At 73.7% G+C, this 18,175-nt stretch carries 15 protein-coding genes, 2 pseudogenes and 1 riboswitch; of the genes and pseudogenes, 6 read left to right on the top strand and 11 right to left on the bottom strand.

The window, feature by feature from the left end:
* Window positions 1–4: 4 nt before the first annotated feature.
* The 8 genes from F8R89_RS28675 to F8R89_RS28640 all read right to left on the bottom strand — a co-directional run bounded on the left by F8R89_RS28675 (window position 5) and on the right by F8R89_RS28640 (window position 8,595).
* The gene (locus tag F8R89_RS28675) at window positions 5–487 is read right to left on the bottom strand and encodes a methylated-DNA--[protein]-cysteine S-methyltransferase (protein ID WP_151786649.1); all 483 of its coding nucleotides are present in this window, start codon (window positions 485–487) and stop codon (window positions 5–7) included.
* 10 nt (window positions 488–497) lie between these two features.
* Entirely contained in the window at window positions 498–1,967 is a 1,470-nt protein-coding gene (locus F8R89_RS28670) for an AlkA N-terminal domain-containing protein (RefSeq protein ID WP_151788328.1), read from the bottom strand.
* Window positions 1,968–2,081: 114 nt separating this feature from the next.
* Window positions 2,082–2,564 (bottom strand): hypothetical protein, encoded by a 483-nt coding sequence (locus tag F8R89_RS28665; RefSeq protein ID WP_225994524.1) that lies wholly within the window; start codon window positions 2,562–2,564, stop codon window positions 2,082–2,084.
* 62 nt (window positions 2,565–2,626) lie between these two features.
* Entirely contained in the window at window positions 2,627–3,139 is a 513-nt protein-coding gene (locus tag F8R89_RS28660) for an O-acetyl-ADP-ribose deacetylase (protein ID WP_151786648.1), read from the bottom strand.
* A 25-nt stretch (window positions 3,140–3,164) separates the two neighbouring features.
* Entirely contained in the window at window positions 3,165–4,577 is a 1,413-nt protein-coding gene (locus F8R89_RS28655) for a phytoene desaturase family protein (protein ID WP_151786647.1), read from the bottom strand.
* A 166-nt stretch (window positions 4,578–4,743) separates the two neighbouring features.
* Window positions 4,744–5,601, bottom strand: coding sequence for an inositol monophosphatase family protein (locus F8R89_RS28650; protein ID WP_151786646.1), 858 nt, complete (start codon window positions 5,599–5,601; stop codon window positions 4,744–4,746).
* Between the two features lie 99 nt (window positions 5,602–5,700).
* Entirely contained in the window at window positions 5,701–7,524 is a 1,824-nt protein-coding gene (locus F8R89_RS28645) for a gamma-glutamyltransferase family protein (protein WP_151786645.1), read from the bottom strand.
* A gap of 126 nt (window positions 7,525–7,650) precedes the next feature.
* The gene (locus tag F8R89_RS28640; RefSeq protein WP_151786644.1) at window positions 7,651–8,595 is read right to left on the bottom strand and encodes an NADP-dependent oxidoreductase; all 945 of its coding nucleotides are present in this window, start codon (window positions 8,593–8,595) and stop codon (window positions 7,651–7,653) included.
* A 123-nt stretch (window positions 8,596–8,718) separates the two neighbouring features.
* Between F8R89_RS28640 and F8R89_RS28635 the strand changes: the two genes are divergently transcribed.
* Entirely contained in the window at window positions 8,719–9,222 is a 504-nt protein-coding gene (locus F8R89_RS28635; protein WP_151786643.1) for a MarR family winged helix-turn-helix transcriptional regulator, read from the top strand.
* A 50-nt stretch (window positions 9,223–9,272) separates the two neighbouring features.
* Here the strand turns inward: F8R89_RS28635 and F8R89_RS28630 are convergent, their stop codons facing one another.
* A complete protein-coding gene (locus F8R89_RS28630) occupies window positions 9,273–9,689 on the bottom strand; it encodes a hypothetical protein (protein WP_225994523.1) in 417 nt (138 codons plus the stop codon).
* Between the two features lie 57 nt (window positions 9,690–9,746).
* A riboswitch (cobalamin riboswitch) is annotated at window positions 9,747–9,926 on the bottom strand.
* Between the two features lie 141 nt (window positions 9,927–10,067).
* Here F8R89_RS28630 and F8R89_RS28625 point away from each other — a divergent pair.
* Genes F8R89_RS28625 through meaB form a run of 3 tightly spaced genes read left to right on the top strand, consistent with a single transcriptional unit; the run spans window position 10,068 to window position 15,063 of the window.
* Window positions 10,068–11,870: a methylmalonyl-CoA mutase family protein gene (locus F8R89_RS28625; RefSeq protein ID WP_151786642.1), complete on the top strand. Its 1,803-nt coding sequence runs from the start codon at window positions 10,068–10,070 to the stop codon at window positions 11,868–11,870.
* Window positions 11,870–14,044, top strand: a complete 2,175-nt coding sequence (scpA, locus tag F8R89_RS28620) for a methylmalonyl-CoA mutase (RefSeq protein WP_151786641.1) — start codon at window positions 11,870–11,872, stop codon at window positions 14,042–14,044. The genes F8R89_RS28625 and scpA overlap by 1 nt, the downstream gene beginning before the upstream one ends.
* Entirely contained in the window at window positions 14,041–15,063 is a 1,023-nt protein-coding gene (gene meaB, locus F8R89_RS28615) for a methylmalonyl Co-A mutase-associated GTPase MeaB (RefSeq protein WP_151786640.1), read from the top strand. The genes scpA and meaB overlap by 4 nt, the downstream gene beginning before the upstream one ends.
* Here meaB and F8R89_RS28610 read toward each other — a convergent pair.
* A pseudogene (locus F8R89_RS28610) lies at window positions 15,024–15,191 on the bottom strand (response regulator transcription factor); the annotation flags it as partial. The gene meaB and the pseudogene F8R89_RS28610 overlap by 40 nt on opposite strands.
* Here F8R89_RS28610 and F8R89_RS28605 point away from each other — a divergent pair.
* Both F8R89_RS28605 and F8R89_RS28600 read left to right on the top strand, forming a co-directional pair.
* Window positions 15,192–15,725, top strand: a pseudogene (locus F8R89_RS28605) (DNA-binding protein); the annotation flags it as partial.
* 150 nt (window positions 15,726–15,875) lie between these two features.
* A complete protein-coding gene (locus F8R89_RS28600) occupies window positions 15,876–16,544 on the top strand; it encodes a hypothetical protein (RefSeq protein ID WP_151786639.1) in 669 nt (222 codons plus the stop codon).
* A 22-nt stretch (window positions 16,545–16,566) separates the two neighbouring features.
* Here F8R89_RS28600 and F8R89_RS28595 read toward each other — a convergent pair whose 3' ends face one another.
* Window positions 16,567–18,114: an NCS1 family nucleobase:cation symporter-1 gene (locus F8R89_RS28595; protein WP_151786638.1), complete on the bottom strand. Its 1,548-nt coding sequence runs from the start codon at window positions 18,112–18,114 to the stop codon at window positions 16,567–16,569.
* Window positions 18,115–18,175 lie beyond the last annotated feature (61 nt).

The following is an 18,175-nucleotide window of genomic DNA, read 5'->3' as shown; positions in this document are numbered from 1 at the left end:
GCCCTCAGAACAGGGCCGCCCCGCTCTCGAACGCCAGGAGGCGCTGCTTGCGGGGGAGGCCGCCGCCGTAGCCGGTGAGGGATCCGGAGGCGCCCACCACTCGGTGGCAGGGGACGATGATGCCGATCGGGTTTCTGCCGTTGGCGAGGCCGACGGCTCGGGAGGCGCCCGGCTTGCCCAGGGCGTCGGCGAGTTGGCCGTAGGTGCGGGTCTCGCCGTAGGGGATGGTGCGCAGGGCGTCCCAGACGCTGCGCTGGAACGGGGTGCCCGCCAGGCGCAGGGGGAGGGTGAACTCCCGCAGCGTGCCCGCGAAGTACGCCTCGAGTTGTTCCTCGGCCCGGGCGAAGGGGGTCGCGTCGCGGGGGCCGAAGGTCTCCTCGGCGGGGCGGTGGCGCTGGTCGGTCATGTAGAGGCCGCACAGGACGCCGTCGTCGGCGACGAGGGTGAGCGGGCCGTACGGGCTGTCGATGACGGTGTGCTGTCGCACCGGTTTCTCCTTATGCGGGGAGGACGTTGATGGGGTGGCTGTCCGTCGCCCACAGGTACTGGACGGCGTAGGCCCGCCAGGGGCGCCAGGCGGTGGCGCGGGCGGTGAGGGCCGCCGGGGTGGACGGCAGGCCCAGTTCGCGGGCGGCGCGGCGGACGCCGAGGTCGGTGGGGAGGAAGGCGTCGGGGTCGCCGAGGGCGCGCATCGCGATGACGTCGGCCGTCCAGGGGCCGAAGCCCGGCAGGGACAGCAGCTTCGCCCGCGTCTCGGGCCGGTCGCTGTCGGGGCCGAGGCGGAGGTCACCGTCGGCGAGCCGGTGGACCAGGGTCGTCAGCGTGGTGCGGCGGCTGCGGGGCATCGCCAGGGCCTCGGGGTCCACCGAGGCCAGGGCCGCGGGCTCCGGGAAGAGGTGGGTGAGACCGCCCTCGGGGTCGTCCACCGGTTCGCCGTGCGCGGTGACCAGGCGGGCCGCGTGGGTGCGGGCGGCCGCCGTGGAGACCTGCTGCCCGAGCACGGCCCGTACGGCGAACTCGGCCTCGTCGACCGTGCGCGGGACCCGGCGTCCGGGGGCCTTGTCGACCAGCGGCGCGAGCACCGGGTCGGTGCGCAGCTGGTCGTCGACGGCGACCGGGTCGGCGTCGAGGTCGAGCAGCCGCCGGCACCGGCTGGTCGCGACGGTGAGATCGCGCAGGTCACTGAGGGTGAGACGGCAGGCGATGTGGTCGGGGCGCGGGCTCAGCGCCACGATGCCGTGCCCGTACGGCAGCCGGAGCGTGCGCCGGTACGCGCCGTCCCGCCACTCCTCGACGCCGGGCACGGCGGTCGCCGCGAGATGCCCGAAGAGGTTGTCGGGGTTGAGAGGGGCGCGGAACGGCAGGCGCAGGGTGAGGGCGCCCGCGGTGCCGCTCTCGGCGGAACGGGGTGCCCGGGCACGCAGGTCGGTCGGGGCGAGGGCGAAGACCTCGCGGACGGTGTCGTTGAAGGTGCGCACGGAGGCGAAGCCGGCCGCGAAGGCGATGTCCGCCATGGGCAGGGAGGTGGTCTCGATGAGGAGCCGCGCGGTCTGGGCGCGCTGGGCGCGGGCCAGGGCGAGCGGGCCGGCGCCGAGCTCGGCGAGGAGCTGGCGTTCGATCTGCCGGGTGCTGTAGCCGAGGCGCGCGGCGAGGCCGGGGACGCCCTCGCGGTCCACCACCCCGTCGGCGATCAGCCGCATCGCGCGGGCCACGACGTCGGCGCGCTGGTTCCACTCGGGGGAACCAGGACTGGTGTCGGGGCGGCACCGCTTGCAGGCGCGGAAGCCGGCCTGCTGGCAGGCGGCGGCACTCGGGAAGAAGCGCATGTTCGCGGGCCTGGGCGGGACCGCGGGGCAGCTGGGCCGGCAGTAGATCCCGGTCGTGACGACCGCCGTGAAGAACCATCCGTCGAAGCGGGCGTCCTTCGACCGTACGGCGCGCACGCAGCGCTCGACGTCGGTGTGCATCCCCTGGCTCATGCGTCCAGCATCGGGGACCGGGCCGGGTGAGCGCTGGCGAGAATCCGACGCGGACGTCGGCCGGCCTGGGCGGCGGCGGATCGCCTCGCGGCTCAGCGTGCCTCAGGGGGACGCGGGGGCGGCGCTCGGGCCGATGCCGCTCAGGCGCTCGATGCGGCCGCCCAGCCGGGGCCGCAGCCGCTCCAGCACGGCCGGCTCGGCGCTGACCACCCACCGGGTGCCGACCAGATACGTGCCGCCGTAGACGGCGGCCGCGTCCAGCCAGTCCCGCTTCAGCTTCTCCTTCGGGAACGTCGTGACGAGGTAGTCGCCGTGCTTCGTCCGGCAGACGCCCTCGCGCAGCTCGTCGGCCTCGGTCCTGATCTTCACCTGGCACCCGGTGAGGCCGGCGATCACCTCGACCTTCGCCGGGGCCACCACCCCGGCCTCGGCGGCGGAGATCTTCGGCGGGCCGCTCGACGCGGCGGCGGGACCGGTGCCGCCGCCGCACGCGGTCGTCAGGAGCAGGGGGGCCGCCAGTCCGGCGACGATCGCGGCCCGGCGGCGCGCACCGGCTCCCCGGGTGCCGCCTCCTCGGTTCCTCACGGGTGCCTGGTGTGCCTGGTGCGTCTCCACGGCAGGGGGTACGGATCAGCCGCGGACGGTGTTCACGCCTCCAGCCGCCGGGCGAACACCTCGTACGCGGCCGTGTCGAACAGCACGAACCGCACTTCCTCGACGGCGGTCTCCGCCGCCCTGACGGTCTCCAGCGCGATCCGCGCGCCGTCGTCCATGGGCCAGCCGTAGACGCCGGTGGAGATGGCGGGGAAGGCGACGGTGCGGGCGCCGAGTTCGTCGGCGACGCGCAGCGACTCGCGGTAGCAGGAGGCCAGCAGGCCGGAGCGGTCCTCGCCGGACGACCAGACCGGGCCGACCGTGTGGATCACCCAGCGCGCCGGGAGCTTCCCCGCCGTGGTGGCGACCGCCTGCCCGGTGCGCAGGCCCTTGCCGTACCGGGACGCCCGCAGCGCGCGGCACTCGGCGAGGATCTCGGGGCCGCCGCGCCGGTGGATGGCGCCGTCCACGCCGCCTCCGCCGAGCAGGGAGGAGTTCGCGGCGTTGACGATCGCGTCGGCCTCCTCGCGGGTGATGTCGCCCTGTACGAGTCCGATGGCGGGCATGCTCTGTTCCTCACAGACGTGCTGGTCAGGGCTCCTGGCGCAGGCGGCGCCAGACCGCCTTGGCCGCGTTGTGCCCCGCCATGCCGTGTACGCCCGGGCCGGGCGGGGTCGCGGACGAGCACAGGTAGATCGCGGGGTGCGGGGTGCGGTACGGGAACAGCGACAGCTTGGGGCGCAGCAGGAGCTGGAGTCCGGAGGCGGCGCCGGTGCCGATGTCGCCGCCGACGTAGTTGGCGTTGCGGGCGGCGAGTTCGGCGGGGCCGGCCGTGGCGCGGGCGAGGACCCGGTCGCGGAACCCGGGGGCGTAGCGCTCCAGTTGGCGTTCCAGGGCGTCCGTGAGGTCGCCGGTCCAGCCGTTGGGGACATGGCCGTACGCCCAGAAGACGTGCTTGCCGTCGGGGGCGCGGGTGGGGTCGGCGACGCTGGGCTGCACGGTGATCAGGAACGGGCGGTCGGGCGCGTGTCCCTCGCGTGACGCGGCCCGCAGCGCCGCCCCGATCTCCGCGCTGTCCGCGCCGATCTGCACGGTGCCGGCCCGCCGGGCCTCCGGGGCGGTCCAGGGCACCGGGCCGTCCAGCGCGTAGTCGATCTTGAAGACGCCGGAGCCGTACCGGTAGTCGTCGTAGTAGCCGCCGAAGCCGGCGATCCGGGCCAGCGCGGTCGGCGAGGTGTCGAAGACGTACGCCCGCGCGGGCGGCAGGTCGTCGAGCCGCTTCACCTCGTAGTCGGTGTGCACGGCGCCGCCGAGGTCCTTCAGGTAGGCGGTGAGGGCGTCGGAGATCGCCTGGGAGCCGCCCCGGGCGACGGGCCAGCCGCGGGCGTGCGCGGCGAGGGCGAAGACCAGGCCGATGGCGCCGGTCGCGAAGCCGCTCAGCGGGGCCATCACATGCGCCACCAGGCCGGAGAACAGGGCGCGCGCCCGCTCGTCGCGGAAGCGGCGCATCAGCCAGGTCGACGGGGGCAGCCCGGTCAGGCCGAACCGGGCGAGGGTCACCGGGTCGCGGGGCAGCGCGGTGAGGGGCAGCGACATGAAGTCCCGTGCCAGCGTGTCCCACTTGGACAGGAACGGGGCGACCAGCCGGCGGTACGTCCCCGCGTCGCGCGGCCCGAAGGAGGCGGCCGTCTCGGCGACGGACCGGGACAGCACGGCGGCGGTGCCGTCGGCGAAGGGGTGGGCCATCGGCAGGTCCGCGTGCAGCCACTCGAGGCCGTGGCGGTCGAGCGGCATCGCCCGGAAGGCGGGCGAGTTGATGCCGAGGGGGTGCGCGGCGGAGCACGGGTCGTGCCGGAAGCCGGGCAGCGTCAGCTCCTCCGTGCGGGCCCCGCCGCCGACGGTGTCCCGGGCCTCGAACACGGCCACGGAGAAGCCGCGGCGGGCCAGCTCCACGGCGGCGGTCAGGCCGTTCGGTCCCGCACCCACCACGACTGCGTCGAGCATCGACGGCACCTTCGGACCCCTTCGTCAGGCGGCGGCCTAGAGGGATCAGGATAAGCCGGGCCTTCGCGGCCCCACCTCCGCTCCCCCACGTCCCCCACGTCCCCCACGGCGGACTCTATTCCTACGCCTCTTGCGCCTCCTACCCCTCTTGCGCCTCTTGCGCGTCCTATGCCGCGCTGCGCGCTTCGCCGGACAGGAGTCCCGCGACCCGCCGGGCGGTGGCCTCGTCGCGGGCCGCCGTGAACGGCAGGGCGTTGCCCCCGGTGATACGGAACGGCTCGCCCGTGTGGCTCAGGTGGGCGCCGCCCGCCTCCTGTACGAGCAGCAGTCCGGCCGCGTGGTCCCAGGCCGCCTCCCATCCGAAGGCGACGGCGTCCAAGTCGCCCCGGGCGACCGCAAGATACTCCAGGCCCGCCGATCCGCACGGGCGCGGGGCGACGCCGTCGGTCCACAGTCCGAGGAGGGACCGCTTCTGCTCGTCGGTGGTGAAGTCGGGGTGGGAGGTGGCGACCCGCAGGTCGCGGGCGGGGTCCGGGGACCCGGCGCGCAGCCGCTCGCCGTCGAGGAAGGCGCCCCGGCCGCGGACGGCGGTGGCCAGCCGGTCGAGGGCGGGCGCGTACGTCCAGGAGGCGAGCACCTCGCCGCGTACGGCGAGGGCGACCAGGGTGCAGAAGCCGGTGTCGCCGTGCACGAACTGGCGGGTTCCGTCGACGGGGTCGACGATCCACACCGGGGCGTCGCCGCGGATCGCCTCGTACACGGACGGGTCGGCGTGCACCGCCTCCTCGCCGACGACGACCGAGCCGGGCAGGAGGGCGCCGAGGGCGTCCGTGAGGTACCGCTCGGCGAGCCGGTCGGCGTCGGTCACCAGGTCGTGCGGCCCGCTCTTGCGGTCGACCTCGTGGTCGGCGAGCCGGCGGAAACGGGGCATGATCTCGGCGGCCGCCGCCTTGCGGACGGCGTCCTCCACGTCGGTGCTGTGCCGGGCGAGAAACTCTTCGATGGTTTCGTTGTCTTCGATCACCCGTCCATGGAAACACGCGGCACTGACAACGCCCGCCCGCCGGGTGACCTGCGGACGGCCTCCCGGTGAACTCGCGGGGCGGAGATCATCCGTGGTCCGTCAGCGTCCGACGGCGTACCCCTGCATGCCGCGCGGGTTCGCCGCGGCCGACAGGACGCCGGTCGCGGGGTCGCGGGCGACCGCGCACAGGCGGCCCTCCGACCAGGCGTCGCCGACCGTGACGTCGTGGCCGCGCCGCCGCAGCCCGTCGACCACCGCGGGGTCGGTGCGGGCCTCCACGGTGACGCTCCCGGGCCGGCTGCCGCGCGGGTGGAACGATCCGGGGAAGCTGTCGTTGTGCCAGTTCGGGGCGTCGATCGCGCCCTGGAGGTCGGGGCCGCCGCGGACCGGGCCGCGCAGGGCGACGGCGAGGAAGAAGTGCAGCTGCCACTGGTCCTGCTGGTCGCCACCAGGGGTACCGAAGGCCAGCACGGGCACGCCGTCGCGCAGCGCGATGCTGGGGGTGAGCGTGGTGCGGGGGCGCCGGCCTGGGGTCAGGGAGCTCGGCAGGCCCTCCTCCAGCCAGGTCATCTGCAGGCGTGTCCCGAGCGGGAAGCCGAGTTCGGGCACGACGGGGTTCGACTGGAGCCAGCCGCCGCTCGGGGTGGCCGCCACCATGTTGCCCCACCGGTCGACGACGTCGAGGTGGCAGGTGTCGCCGCGTGTGGTGCCGTCGGCGGCCACCTCGGGTTCGGCCGGCACCGGGGACAGGGGCGACGTGGCGACCGTCGGCTCCCCCGCGCCAGGCACGTTGCCGGGTGTGGCGACGGCGGCGCCCCGCGCGTGGGCGCCGAGCCTTGGCGTGCGGCCGCCGGGGCTGCCGGGGCGCAGTTCGAAGGAGGCCGTGTCGCCTACCAGCCGGCGCCGTTCGGCGTTGTACGCGTCGGACAGCAGGTCGGCGAGCGGCACCTCGGCGGCGTCGCCGTACCAGGCCTCCCGGTCGGCCATGGCCAGCTTGCAGTTCTCGATCAGCAGGTGGACGTAGTCGGCGGACCCGTACGGGGGCAGCTCGTCCGGGAGCAGGGCGAGCTGCTGGAGGAGGACCGGGCCCTGCGTCCAGGGCCCGGCCTTGCACAGGGTCCAGCCGTTCCAGTCGTACGTCGCCGGCGCCTCGTAGGTCGCGGACCAGGCGGCGAGGTCGGCGGCGGTGAGGGTGCCGGTGTGGCGTTCGCCGCTGGTGTCGAGGGTGGGCCGGTGCGCCTGCCGGACCAGTGCCTCGGCGATGAACCCGGTACGCCACACCTCGCGCGCCGCCTCGATCAGCGCGACGCGGTCGCCGGCGCCGGCGATCTCGTCGAGGAGGCGTTTCCAGGTGGCGGCGAGCGCCGGGTTGCGGAAGAGCGTGCCGGGGCGGGGCGGCTCGCCGTCCGGCAGGTACACCTCGGCGGAGGAGGTCCACTCGGTCTCGAACAGCTCCCGCACGGTCTCGACCGTCTCGCCGACGCGCTCCACGGGCGCGTGCCCGTGTTCGGCGTAGTGGATGGCGTACTGCAGGACGTCGGCGGGCGCGAGCGTGCCGTGGTCGCGGAGCAGGACCATCCAGGCGTCGAAGGCGCCGGGGACGGCGGCGGCCAGCGGGCCGGTGCCGGGGACGAGGTCCAGGCCGAGGCCCCGGTAGTGGGTGACGGTCGCGCCCGCGGGGGCGACGCCCTGGCCGCACAGCACCCGCACCTCGCCGCCCGCCGGGGCGAGGAGGATGGGCACCTCGCCGGCCGGCCCGTTCAGGTGCGGTTCGACGACGTGCAGGACGAACGCGCCCGCCACGGCGGCGTCGTAGGCGTTGCCGCCGCGCTCCAGGACCGCCATCGCGGACTGCGAGGCCAGCCAGTGGGTGGAGGACACCATGCCGAAGGTGCCCTGGAGGGTGGGACGGGTGGTGAACATGGCCGGGCGTCACCTCGCGGTCGGGCGGACGGGTCCGTCCGATCTTCCGTGACCACCTGTTCGATGTTCAACCGTCCATGGGGGCGTGGTGCGAGGGTGCCGTGAAGGTGTGGAGGCCGGCCGGCGTCACGCGGTGGAGGTGACGACGACGACCTTGCCGTGCACCGCGCCCTCGGCGGCCCGTGCGTGCAGGTTCGGCAGCCCGGCCAGCGGCACCCGCTCGGCGACGTCCACGCGCAGCTCGCCTCGGTCGATCATCCCGGCCAGGCGCTCCAGCTGTCCGGTGTCGCTGCGGACGAACAGGTCGACGCCCCGCACACCGCGCTCCTCGTCGCCCGGTGCGGGCATCCACACGGTGGTGTTGACGAGGGCCCCGCCGGGGCGGACCAGGGTGACCAGCGCCGCCAGGTCGGCCGGTTCGACCGGGGCGAGGTTGAGCGCGAGGTCGACCGGTTCCGTCACCGCCGAGGTGACGCCGGTGATGGTGTGGTCGACGATCTCGTCGGCGCCCGCGGAGGCGACCGCCTCGGCGCTGCGCGGGCCGGCCGTGGCGATGACGTGGGCGCCGGCGTTCTTCGCCAGCTGTACCGCGTAGCCGCCGACGGCGCCGCCCGCCCCGTTGATCAGGACGCGTTGCCCGGCCGTCAGCCCGCCGTGGTCGAACAGGGCCTGGTACGCGGTGAGGCCCACGACCGGAAGGGCGGCGGCGTCCGCCAGGGGGACGCTCTTCGGTGCCGGCGCGAGGACGTCCGCCGGTGCGAGGACGTACTCGGCGGCGGCTCCGGCGCCGTCCATCGGCAGGAAGCCGACGACCTCGTCGCCGACCGTGAGGCCGTCCACCCCCTCGCCCAGCGCGTCGACCGTGCCGGCGACGTCGATGCCGGGGGTGTGGGGCAGCTCCACCGGGATGGGGCCGCGCATGAAGCCGGCGCGGATGTTGGCGTCGACGGGGTTGAAGGAGGTCGCGGCGACGCGGACGCGGGCCTGGCCGGGGCCGGGGACGGGCTGCTCCACGTCCTCGTGGCGCAGGACGCCGGGCTCGCCGTACTCGTGGAAACGCACTGCCTTCATCACGGTTCTCACCTTCGTCGTGATCTTCGATCGTGAAGGTTGCTTCGAATTCGAAGTAACTGGCGTCGACGCTACACCTGCTTCGAATTCGAAGCAAGTGAGGGTGAGCAGTAGACTCCGGCCATGCCTGATTCGCCGCCGTCACTCGACCCCGTGCAGCTCGGCACCTACTTCGACCTCATCGAGGTGACCAGCCTGCTGCGGCACGCTGTCGAGCAGCAGTTGCGGGAGAGCGGCGGGCTCAGTTACGTGCAGTTCCAGCTGCTGGCCCGGCTCGGGGACGCGCCCACGGGCAGTCACCGCATGACCGACCTGGCCGACGGCGTCGTCTACAGCCGCAGCGGCCTGACGTACCAGGTGGGTCTGCTGGAGAGGGAGGGCCTGGTCGTCCGCGCCCCCTCACCGGACGACGAGCGCAGCATCACCGTGACCCTCACCGACGCCGGGCGCGAGCTGCTCGCGAAGGTGCTGCCGGGGCACATCGAGGTGGTCAGCGGGCTGCTGTTCGCGCCGCTCTCGGCCGACGACGTCAGGACGCTCGCCGGCCTGCTGCGGCCGGTGCGCGACCACATGCGGGCGACCCCGCCCCGCTCGGCCGCTTCACGCCGCCGCAAGAGCGAGGCCTGAACCCGTACCCGCAGGGGCGGGCCTGAGCCCTCCACGCGGCGCGCGGACGGTCAGCCCTTTCCGGAGGCGCGGGACGAGGGCGGCGGGAAGGCGTGGAGGCCGAGGATCTCGGGGCAGGGGGCGACGCCGGGGCCGCCCGCCCGGACCCAGGCGATGACGTCCTCGGTGGCGTCGGGGTCGTTGACGAGGCCGAGCCAGACCGGGCGGGCGCCCGCCGCCCGTGCCGCGGCGGAGGGCTGGACGACGACCACATTGGCGTGGTCGCAGACGTCGAGGCAGTCGGAGACACGCACCGGAACGCTCTCCCTCAGCCGGGCGGTCTGGCGCTCGTGGTCGACACCGGTCACCTTCGGGCTGCCGCAGCAGCAGTCCCGGCAGAGCACGACCCGGCAGGGCGCGGCCGGGGGACGCCGGTCCGCGGGCGGCGGCTCGGACGACGGCTGGGGCGGGGGCGGGAGCACGGGCATGGCTGCCTTCGGGTCGGGGCTCGTACGCGGAGCCGGCCTGTGGACGTCCTCCCCGCCCGGGGGCGCGGAGGTGCCGGCAGGTCTTCGGACTCGGGTTCGTCCCGGCGGGGCGCCTTCCCGGTCTCCCAGTGGCGTGCCTGCCCCGCCCGTCCCCCTCACCGCTGCGCGTCAGTTCCGGATTCGCACCGGATTCCCTGGCCCCGGAGAAGGGGCGCGACCAGCTCGGCGAGGCTATCAAGTCGGGGTGCGCGGACGCCCGTTCGGCGTGCTCGAGCGGGCCTCGCAAGGGCGCGGAGACGCAGGTCACAATCTGGAAGAGGGCAAGGTCACAGCCGTGCCCCCTGCTGCTCCTTTGGCGATCTGACCTAGCATCCGAGCATGACGGTCCTGCCTGACGACGGGCTCTCGCTGGCCGCCGAGTTCCCTGACGCAACCCATGAGCAGTGGCGACACCTGGTGGAAGGTGTGCTGCGCAAGGCGGGCAAGGATGTGTCGGGTACGGCTGCCGAGGACGCCCTGTCCACCGCACTCGAGGACGGGATGCGCTCCCGCCCCCTGTACACCGCGCGTGACGCCGCGCCCGACCCCGGCTTGCCCGGCTTCGCCCCGTTCGTCCGGGGCGGTCGCCCCGAGGGCAACACGGCCGGCGGCTGGGACGTACGGCAGCGGCACACCACGGCCGCGGACGGCGTGGTGCTGGCGGACCTGGAGAACGGCGTCACCTCGCTCTGGCTGGTCCTCGGCGAGGCCGGCATCCCGGTCTCCTCCCTCCGCGGCGCCCTCGACGGCGTCTACCTCGACCTCGCCCCGGTCGTCCTGGACGCGGGCGCCGACACGGAGGCCGCCGCGCACGCCCTGCTCGCCCTGTACGACGAGCGTGGCGTCGCGAAGGACGCGGCGCGCGGCAACCTCGGCGCCGACCCGCTCGGCCACGAGGCCCGCACCGGCACGTCCCTGCCGTTCGCGCCGGCCGCCGCGCTGGCCCGGCGGTGCGCCGAGGAGTACCCCGGGCTCAGGGCCCTGACCGTGGACGCGCTGCCGTACCACGAGGCCGGCGGCTCGGCCGCGCAGGAGCTCGGCGCCTCCCTGGCGACCGGTGTGGCGTATCTGCGGGAGCTGACCGAGGCCGGGCTGACGGTCGAACAGGCCGCCGCGCAGCTGGAGTTCCGCTACGCGGCCACCGCCGACCAGTTCCTCACCATCGCCAAGCTGCGGGCGGCGCGCCGCCTGTGGGCCCGGGTGACCGAGGTGTCCGGGGCGACCTCCGCCCAGGTGCAGCACGCCGTCACCTCGCCGGTGATGATGACGCGCCGCGACCCGTGGGTGAACATGCTGCGCACCACGGTCGCCACGCTCGCGGCCGGTGTCGGCGGCGCCGACTCGGTGACGGTGCTGCCCTTCGACCACGCGCTGGGCCTGCCCGACGCGTTCGCGCGGCGCATCGCCCGCAACACCTCGACCATCCTCATCGAGGAGTCCCACCTGGCCCGGGTCATCGACCCGGCGGGCGGCTCCTGGTACGTGGAGCGGCTCACGGACGAACTGGCCCACGCGGGCTGGGAGTTCTTCCAGCGGATCGAGCGGGCGGGCGGCCAGGCCGCCGCCCTGCGCTCGGGGCGGCTGGGCGACGACCTCGCCGCCACCTGGGAGGCCCGCACCGGAAAGCTGGCCAAGCGCCGCGAACCGGTCACCGGCGTCAGCGAGTTCCCGAACCTCGCCGAGCAGCCCGTGGTGCGCGAGCCCGCGCCCGAGCCGCCGTCCGGGGGCCTGCCGCGCGTGCGGCGCGACGAGACGTACGAGGCGCTGCGCGCCCGCTCCGACGCGCACCTCGCGGCGACCGGCGCCCGGCCCCGGATCTACCTGGCCGCGCTCGGCCCGGCCGCCGCCCACACCGCGCGGCTGACCTTCGCCTCCAACCTCTTCCAGGCCGGCGGCATCGAGCCCGTCACCGAGGGCACCTTCGAGGAGAGCGGCGCCACCGAGGCGTGCCTGTGCTCCAGCGACGCCGTGTACGAGGAGCAGGCCGCCGAGGTCGCCGGACGGCTGAAGGCGGCCGGTGCCGCGCACGTGTTCCTCGCCGGGCGGCCCGGGGACCACCCCGGCGTCGACGGCCATGTCTTCGCGGGCTGTGACGCCGTCGCCGTCCTGTCCGCCACCCTCGACCGCATGGGAGTGTCCTGATGGGAATCCCCGACTTCACCGGGATCGAACTGGGGACCCCGGCCGCGGCGGGCGGCTCCGACGAGTGGCGTACGGCCGTCAAGCAGGCCACCGGCGGGGACGATCCGTCGTGGGAGACGCCGGAGGGCATCGCGGTCAAGCCGCTGTACACCGGGCGTGACCTGGAGGGCCTGGACTTCCTGGGCACCTACCCGGGTGTGGCGCCGTATCTGCGCGGCCCGTACCCGACGATGTACGTCAACCAGCCCTGGACGATCCGCCAGTACGCGGGCTTCTCCACCGCCGAGGAGTCCAACGCGTTCTACCGGCGCAATCTGGCGGCCGGCCAGAAGGGCCTGTCGGTCGCCTTCGACCTGCCGACGCACCGCGGCTACGACAGCGACCACCCTCGGGTGACCGGCGACGTCGGCATGGCGGGCGTGGCGATCGACTCGATCTACGACATGCGGCAGCTGTTCGACGGGATCCCGCTGGACAAGATGACGGTGTCGATGACGATGAACGGCGCGGTGCTGCCCGTGCTCGCGCTGTACATCGTGGCGGCGGAGGAGCAGGGCGTACCGCCCGAGAAGCTGGCCGGGACCATTCAGAACGACATTCTGAAGGAGTTCATGGTCCGCAACACCTACATCTATCCGCCGAAGCCGTCGATGCGGATCATCTCCGACATCTTCGCGTACACCTCGCAGCGGATGCCCCGCTACAACTCGATCTCCATCTCCGGCTACCACATTCAGGAGGCCGGGGCGACGGCCGACCTGGAGCTGGCGTACACGCTCGCGGACGGCGTCGAGTACATCCGGGCCGGACGGGAAGCGGGCCTGGACGTCGACGCGTTCGCGCCCCGGCTGTCGTTCTTCTGGGCGATCGGCATGAACTTCTTCATGGAGGTCGCCAAGCTGCGCGCCGCGCGCCTGCTGTGGGCGAAGCTGGTGAAGCAGTTCGACCCGAAGAACTCCAAGTCGCTGTCGCTGCGCACCCATTCGCAGACGTCGGGCTGGTCGCTGACCGCGCAGGACGTGTTCAACAACGTCACGCGCACCTGTGTCGAGGCGATGGCGGCGACGCAGGGGCACACGCAGTCGCTGCACACCAACGCGCTCGACGAGGCGCTGGCCCTGCCGACCGACTTCTCGGCGCGCATCGCCCGCAACACCCAGCTGCTGCTCCAGCAGGAGTCGGGCACCACCCGGGTCATCGACCCGTGGGGCGGCAGCGCCTACGTGGAGAAGCTGACGTACGACCTCGCGCGCCGCGCCTGGCAGCACATCCAGGAGGTCGAGGCGGCCGGCGGCATGGCCAAGGCGATCGACGCCGGCATCCCCAAGCTGCGCATCGAGGAGGCGGCGGCCCGCACCCAGGCGCGCATCGACTCCGGGCGCCAGCCGGTCATCGGCGTCAACAAGTACCGCGTCGACAGCGACGAGCAGATCGACGTGCTGAAGGTCGACAACTCCTCGGTGCGCGCGCAGCAGATCGCCAAGCTGCGGCGGCTGCGCGAGGAGCGTGACGAGACGGCCTGCCGGGACGCGCTGGACGCGCTCACCCGGGCCGCCGACGGCGAGGGCAACCTGCTGGAGCTGGCCGTGGACGCGGCCCGCGCGAAGGCCACCGTCGGCGAGATCTCCGACGCCCTGGAGAAGGTGTACGGGCGGCACGCGAGCCAGATCCGTACCATCACCGGCGTGTACCGCAACGAAGCCGGGGAGTCGCCCGCCGTGGACCGCACCCGCACCCTCGTGTCCGACTTCGAGGAGGCCGAGGGCCGCCGCCCGCGCATCCTGGTCGCGAAGATGGGCCAGGACGGCCACGACCGCGGCCAGAAGGTCATCGCGACGGCGTTCGCCGACCTCGGTTTCGACGTCGACGTCGGCCCGCTGTTCCAGACGCCCGCCGAGGTGGCCCGGCAGGCCGTCGAGGCGGACGTGCACATCGTCGGGGTGTCGTCGCTGGCGGCCGGGCATCTCACCCTCGTCCCGGCCCTCAAGGAGGCGCTGGCCGAGGAGGGCCGCGAGGACATCATGATCGTGGTCGGCGGGGTCATCCCGCCGCAGGACGTCGCGACGCTGCTCGAGATGGGCGCGGCGGCGGTCTTCCCGCCCGGCACGGTCATCCCGGACGCGGCGTACGACCTGGTGCGGCGGCTGGCGGACGGACTCGGGCACGAGCTGTGATCGATGTCGACGCGTATGTGAAGGGCGTGCTCGACGGGAAGCGGGCGATCGTCGCACGCGCCATCACCCTCGTCGAGTCGACGCGGCCGCAGCACCGGGTGCTGGCGCAGCGGCTGCTGACCGAGCTGCTGCCGCACAGCGGGCGGGCGCGGCGGATCGGGGTCAGCGGGGTGCCGGGCGTCGGCAAGTCCACGTTCATCGACGCGTTCGGGACGATGCTGACGGGTCTCGGGCACCGGGTGGCGGTGCTGGCGGTCGATCCGTCGTCCAGCAGGACGGGCGGGTCGATCCTGGGCGACAAGACGCGGATGGAGCGGCTGGCGGTCGATCCGGCGGCGTTCATCCGCCCCTCCCCCACGGCCGGGACGCTCGGCGGGGTCGCCAAGGCCACCCGGGAGTCCATCGTGGTGATGGAGGCCGCGGGCTACGACGTGGTGCTGGTGGAGACGGTCGGTGTGGGCCAGTCGGAGACGGCCGTGGCGAACATGGTCGACTCCTTCCTGCTGCTGACGCTGGCCCGCACCGGCGACCAGCTGCAGGGCATCAAGAAGGGCGTGCTGGAGCTGGCCGACGTCCTCGCCGTGAACAAGGCGGACGGCCCGCACGAGCGGGACGCGAAGGCGGCCGCGCGTGAACTGGCGGGCGCGCTGCGTCTGATGCACGGCAAGGACGCCGTCTGGACGCCGCCCGTGCTGCACTGCAGCGGGCGGGAGTCGATCGGTCTGGACGCCGTGTGGGAGCGTCTGGAGCAGCACCGGGCGCTGCTGGACTCCACGGGCCGGCTCGCCGCGAAGCGGCGGGACCAGCAGGTCGACTGGACGTGGACCATGGTCCGCGACGAGCTGCTGGGCCGGCTGCACGCGGACCCGGCGGTCCGGTCCCTGGCGCCCGTGCTGGAACAGCGGGTCAGGGACGGCGAGTTGACGGCGACGCTGGCCGCCGAGCGGATTCTCGCGGCCTTCGAGGGCGGCGCGGGGCCTCAAGAGGCGCCGCGCGGCGCGACGAGCCCCGACTCGTAGGCGAACACGACGAGTTGGGCGCGGTCGCGGGCGCCCAGCTTGGTCATGGCCCGGCTGATGTGGGTCTTCGCGGTGAACGGGCTGATCACCATGTGCGCGGCGATCTCCTCGTTGGTCAGGCCGCGCGCCGGATCGCCTCCGCCCTGCTCGCCGAGAACCTGCTCCCGGCCGGCGCCCAGCGGTTCCGCGCGGTGCGCAGCCTGGTGGGCCGTACGCTCGCGCGGACCGTCCGCCGGCCCGCCCGGCCGGGCGCGTCCCTGGTGCTGCTCGACACGGTCGACGCGGGCGAGGCACCCGCGTGGGCGGACGGCTCCCCGGTCGGCGTGGCGTACGCGGCGCTGCTGCGGGCCGCCATGTCCGGGGCCGCCCTGCTCGGCGCCGACGACCACGACGCCGTGGAGGCCGTCCTGCTGGACTGGGACGGCTCCCATCCGCCGCTCGCCCCGGACGGCTTCCCGGACCGGCGTGAGCGGCCCGGGGCGCGGCTGGTGCTGCTGGCCGCCCTGGCGCCGTACCGGATCACCGAGGAGGACGTGGCGGCGTGGCGCCGGCCGGAGCACACCGACCACTGCCTGGTGCACCTGATCGCCTACGGGGCCTTCATCGCCGTGGACCGTATCGAAAGCTCCCTTTCCGCCCGAACCACCCTGGAGAGGCCGTAACACGCCCAGGACGCCCGGCGTTCGCGCTTGTTCCGTAATGGCGTCGGCACGGAGCGAGTTGACCCTTCCGCCTCACGGAGAGTCGTGTGACACTGGCGTCCCGTCCGCTGTGCGGACCCCCTCCGCACCGTCCCCCACGAAAAGTGCGCCGTGCGTTCACTTCCCTTGCCGCTCGCTCTCACCGCGCGCCTGTCGCCCGTCGTCGTGCTCGCCACGGCGGGCTGGGCGCTGTCGTCCGGACCCGACGCGACGCCGGCCCCCGAGGACCGTACGGCGGCGCAGCGGACCGAGGAGGAGACGCCGGACGCGCCCGCGACGGCCGCCGTGTCCAAGACGTACACCGCCGCGCCCTCGCCGTGCGGCAGCCTCTCCGCGAAGTCGGTCAAGGCGCTGGTGCCGGGGGCGAAGACGGTCGGCAAGGAGATACCGTCGACCGACAAGACGCTGCGCCGCACCTGCTCCTGGAACGCCCTCAAGGGGTACGAGTACCGCTGGCTGGACGTGTCGATCGAGATCCAGGAGTCGGAGGACGCGGCGGCGGACTCCTACAAGGGGCGGATCGCCGACCGCAGCGGCGGTGGCGCGGTCCCGGGCGTCGGGGACTCGGGCTACTCCGTCGTGAACCTCACCACCGAGGACAAGCAGCAGACCCGCGAGGGCGTGGTGATCGTCCGGACGTCCAACGCGCTGGTCTCCGTCACCTACAGCGGCAGCGACTTCGAGTCGAAGAAGGCACCCGCCACCGACGAGATCAACAAGGGCGCCATCAAGGCCGCCAAGGAGGCCGTGGCCTCGCTGGAGGACGGCCCCAAGGGCTGACCGTCCTCCGGCGCCGGGCCCGTCAGGCCTCGGCGGGCTCCTTGCGGCCGCCCATCAGCAGCACGTACAGCACGAGCGAGGTGGCCAGGCCCACCGCCCAGCCGTAGTCGGCGAGCGGTTTGAGGAACGGGATCAGGCCGTCGGCCGGGAAGGGCCCGTTCCGGCTGCCGTCGGCGCCCACCCCCGAGTACGAGCCGCCGACCGCGAGGACGCCGCCCACCAGGAAGGCGGCGATGGCCCGCCCGTTCCAGCCGGACGAGTACCAGTAGCGTCCGCCGGGGGTGTACAGGTCGGCGAGGTGCAGGACCGTGCGGCGCACGATCCAGTAGTCGGCGATGAGGATGCCCGCGACCGTGCCGAGCAGACCGCCGACCACGCCGAGCCAGGTGAAGATGTAGAACTCGGGCGTGGAGATCAGCTTCCACGGGAAGATCAGGATGCCGACGACACCCGTGATCAGCGCGCCGGTACGGAAGTTGATGAGCTTGGGCGCCAGGTTGGCGAGGTCGTACGCCGGGGAGACGACGTTGGCCGCGATGTTCACCGAGACGGTGGCGATCAGCACGACGACCAGCGCGAACAGCAGGCCGAAGGCGCTGTCGGTCTTCGCGGCCAGCGCGACCGGGTCCCAGATCGCCTCGCCGTAGACCGCCTCGGAGCCCGAGGTGACCAGGACGGCGAGGATGGCGAACAGGGTCATGGTGGTGGGCAGGCCCAGCGACTGGCCCCAGGTCTGGGCGCGCTGGCTGGAGCCGAAGCGGGTGAAGTCGGGGATGTTCAGGGACAGCGTGGCCCAGAAGCCGATCATGCCCATCAGGGAGGGGAAGAAGACCGGCCAGAAGTCGGCGCCCCAGCCGAGCTTGGAGGGCTGGTCGAGCAGCGCGCCGAAGCCGTCCGCCTTGACGGCGATCCAGATCAGCAGCACGAACGCGCCGACGATGACGAAGGGCGCGGCCCAGTTCTCGAAGTGCCGCAGGAAGTCCATGCCGCGGTAGATGATGGCGATCTGGACGGCCCAGAACAGCAGGAAGCAGAGCCACAGCGGCCAGGGGTTGCCGGCGATCTGCCCGGCGTTCTCCCAGTGCCCGCCGGTGAGTTTGGAGCCGAGGGCGAAGATGCCGCTGCCGCCGATCCAGGTCTGGATGCCGAACCAGCCGCAGGCCACGGCCGCCCGGATCATCGCCGGGATGTTGGCGCCGCGCAGCCCGAAGGAGGCGCGCGCGAGCACGGGGAACGGGATGCCGTACTTGGGTCCGGCGTGCCCGGTGGCGAGCATCGGCAGGAGCACGATGACGTTGGCGAGCGCGATGGTGAAGACGGCCTGCTTCCAGTCCATGCCGAGGGCGACCAGACCGGAGGCCAGGGTCCAGCTGGGGATGCAGTGCGCCATGGAGATCCACAGCGCCGCGAAGTTGTACGTCGTCCACTTGCGCTCGGCGACCGGGACCGGGCGCAGGTCCTCGTTGGCGAAGGGGCTGTCGGAGGGGAACGCCCCGGGGGCGAGTTCGACGCGGCCGCCGGGGAGGGCGGTCTGCGGTATGGATGACCCCGTGGGGACTGTGTCTGTCATGGGCAGGCCAATCAATCGGGCGGGACGGGAGAGGCCGTGCGGGGCCCCAGGACCCTCCCCG

The sequence above is a fragment of the Streptomyces sp. SS1-1 genome (assembly GCF_008973465.1).
Taxonomy (GTDB): domain Bacteria; phylum Actinomycetota; class Actinomycetes; order Streptomycetales; family Streptomycetaceae; genus Streptomyces.
The sequence above is the reverse complement of the archived record's forward strand: the minus strand, read 5'-3'. Positions and strand labels throughout refer to the sequence as shown.

Excerpts from the sequence above, each read along its gene's own strand:
- F8R89_RS28645 (WP_151786645.1), bottom strand. The coding sequence starts at position 7,524 with ATGTTCACCACCCGTCCCACCCTCCAGGGCACCTTCGGCATGGTGTCC.
- F8R89_RS28660 (WP_151786648.1), bottom strand. The coding sequence starts at position 3,139 with ATGCCCGCCATCGGACTCGTACAGGGCGACATCACCCGCGAGGAGGCC.
- F8R89_RS28595 (WP_151786638.1), bottom strand. The coding sequence starts at position 18,114 with ATGACAGACACAGTCCCCACGGGGTCATCCATACCGCAGACCGCCCTC.
- F8R89_RS28635 (WP_151786643.1), top strand. The coding sequence starts at position 8,719 with ATGCCTGATTCGCCGCCGTCACTCGACCCCGTGCAGCTCGGCACCTAC.
- F8R89_RS28625 (WP_151786642.1), top strand. The coding sequence starts at position 10,068 with ATGACGGTCCTGCCTGACGACGGGCTCTCGCTGGCCGCCGAGTTCCCT.
- F8R89_RS28670 (WP_151788328.1), bottom strand. The coding sequence starts at position 1,967 with ATGCACACCGACGTCGAGCGCTGCGTGCGCGCCGTACGGTCGAAGGAC.
- scpA (WP_151786641.1), top strand. The coding sequence starts at position 11,870 with ATGGGAATCCCCGACTTCACCGGGATCGAACTGGGGACCCCGGCCGCG.
- F8R89_RS28640 (WP_151786644.1), bottom strand. The coding sequence starts at position 8,595 with ATGAAGGCAGTGCGTTTCCACGAGTACGGCGAGCCCGGCGTCCTGCGC.
- F8R89_RS28655 (WP_151786647.1), bottom strand. The coding sequence starts at position 4,577 with ATGCTCGACGCAGTCGTGGTGGGTGCGGGACCGAACGGCCTGACCGCC.
- F8R89_RS28630 (WP_225994523.1), bottom strand. The coding sequence starts at position 9,689 with ATGCCCGTGCTCCCGCCCCCGCCCCAGCCGTCGTCCGAGCCGCCGCCC.